We start from the raw sequence: 1,590 nt of genomic DNA, 5'->3' as shown, positions 1-1,590 counted from the left end.
GTACGTTGAAGGCGCCGAAGCTGGATCTGCCGGGGGTGGGCAAGGCGTGATCAAGGAGCGCATGAACAGAGAGCTCGAAAAGTTCATCAAGGTGTAGGTGAGCCTGGAGCAGGCTTACGACACCGCCGGCTTTCTGCGCCCGACCCTGCACGCCTTCAAAGAGGAGTACGTGCATGCCGTCCGGACCGGCCTGGAGACCGTCCTGCACACGAGAGACCTCACCGTCGGTGACTATGAGCGCCTCACGGACATCGAGTTCGAGGACGAGGACGCCCTGTACGACTACTTCACCAGCATGTACGAGTACCTTTTCGAGGCAGGGGAGAAGCAGCCGCTCCCGCCCGGCTGAGCGGTGGTGCGGCGGAACACTGTGAAAGCCACCAGCACCGTCGCACGCTGGACCTGGGGGCGTGACGACGAGGCCAGGGACGGCCTGACCGCCTGCCTGCACGACCTGCTCGCCGCGCACTTGGTCCTGGGCAGGCACCGGCTGATGGTCGGGACCCCGCGCGTGTCGGTGTCCGTGCACGAGGCCGGTAAGAAGGGCAGCTACCTCTTCCAGGGGGAGTTCGAGCCGGCGGCCGGCGCCGCGCCGGAGGCGGCCGCGCGGGACATCTCCGCCCGGATCGAGGCCGCCCTCGCTCCCGGGGAGACCGGCTCCGTGTACGCGGATCTGCGGAGCGCCGGCGAGGTCCCGGGCGGCGCGGCCGCCCGGGAGGAGGCGGAGCTCGTCACGCTGAGGGCCTCCGCGCTGCTCGGCCACGTCAGTGTGGAACTGGCGACGCGCAGTGACGTGTGGCTGCCGTACGACCTGAAGGGGCGTCCCCAGCCCGCGGTGCACGCGGCGAACGGTCCGCGCCTCGCCGCCGCCCTGCGCGACATCTCCGAGGCCCTCGACTCGGACACGGACCCGGAGGACGCGACGTACTTCGCGAAGCCCAACGAGACCGGGGCCGAGAACCTGTCCGGCAGCGACGGCGAGGCGCTGGACGTGTGGGAGAGCTTCGAAGTCCCGCACCGCTACCGGACGTTCACCCAGACCCCTGGCTTCGGGCGGACCGGGTACCGGCGCAGCACCGAGGGGCAGGTGCAGTACCTGCCCGTCCGGCGGGGACAGGAGACCCTCGGCTACCTGTGGGCCTCCGACGCCGAGAACGCGGCCGGCTTCGAGCCGAAGGGCGTGGGCGACGACGCGGTCTACCGCGCCGGGCTGGTGTGGCTGGAGCGCCTGCGGTCCGCGCACGACCGGGGACTGTCCCCGTCCGCGGCCCTGGCCGAGTCGGCCGGCCTGGCGGACGAGGAGGGCGCGGGCCGTGTGGCGGTGGCCGCACGGCCGCAGAGCAGTGATCTCGCCGCCCTGCGAGGACTCGCCGCGGACGACTGACGCCGGGCGGCACCGGCTCCCGCGCCCCGGGGAGTTGTGGTGCTTCTGTGAGCGCCGGGCACCCCGATTGCGGAGGCAACCGGCGGGTTGATACGAATAGTTGACAATCATGGGGCGCATCGGGAGCGGTCGCCCAGCAGTCCTAGGGGGAAGGCGAGTACCGCATGAAGTTCGACATGGGTGCGCAGACGCTGGCGGCGCTGATG

Annotated in this window: 2 protein-coding genes; both read left to right on the top strand. The window is 70.9% G+C overall.

Annotation, left to right across the window (positions count from 1 at the left end):
• The first annotated feature begins 97 nt into the window (after nucleotides 1-97).
• Nucleotides 98-349 carry a hypothetical protein gene (locus ACFF45_RS35330; RefSeq protein ID WP_381351133.1) on the top strand — a complete coding sequence of 84 codons (252 nt, stop codon included), beginning with the start codon at nucleotides 98-100 and terminating at the stop codon, nucleotides 347-349.
• A gap of 21 nt (nucleotides 350-370) precedes the next feature.
• On the top strand, nucleotides 371-1,384 hold the full coding sequence (locus tag ACFF45_RS35325) for a hypothetical protein (protein WP_381351132.1): 1,014 nt from the start codon (nucleotides 371-373) through the stop codon (nucleotides 1,382-1,384).
• Nucleotides 1,385-1,590 lie beyond the last annotated feature (206 nt).

The organism is Streptomyces cinereospinus (assembly GCF_042430725.1).
GTDB classification, from domain to species: Bacteria; Actinomycetota; Actinomycetes; order Streptomycetales; family Streptomycetaceae; genus Streptomyces; species Streptomyces cinereospinus.
This window is presented reverse-complemented; position numbering and strand designations above follow the sequence as displayed.